Raw genomic sequence first — 292 nt, forward strand, 5'->3', positions numbered from 1 at the left:
AGAACAAAAACCTCTCTGTTATCTATAGCCTGCAATGACTCCTTTTCATGCACTATGAATAGACCAGGATAAGCCTCCCGATAAATATTCTGAAGGCTCGGATGCTCACAAAAAAAACATAACCAGCCATTATTGGCAAAGGCCTTCAACAACTGCTGTGGAGTCTGTAAAGGTTCCCAATATACAACATGCGGATATATCATAATCATCATATCCTTATTAGAATTCAGTACTTCCTTAATAGCCATATATTCATTTGAATTCAAATCTATGTTTGATACCAAACGCTGTT

At 36.6% G+C, this 292-nt stretch carries 1 protein-coding gene; it reads right to left on the reverse strand.

Features of this window, described 5'->3' with window-relative positions; all coding sequences use genetic code 11:
- Positions 1-292: hypothetical protein (locus NE473_RS31875; RefSeq protein WP_256265707.1), on the reverse strand; the 292-nt coding region annotated here is incomplete at both ends.

It is taken from the genome of Hungatella sp. SL.1.14 (assembly GCF_024460495.1).
Lineage (GTDB): Bacteria > Bacillota > Clostridia > Lachnospirales > Lachnospiraceae > Hungatella > Hungatella hathewayi.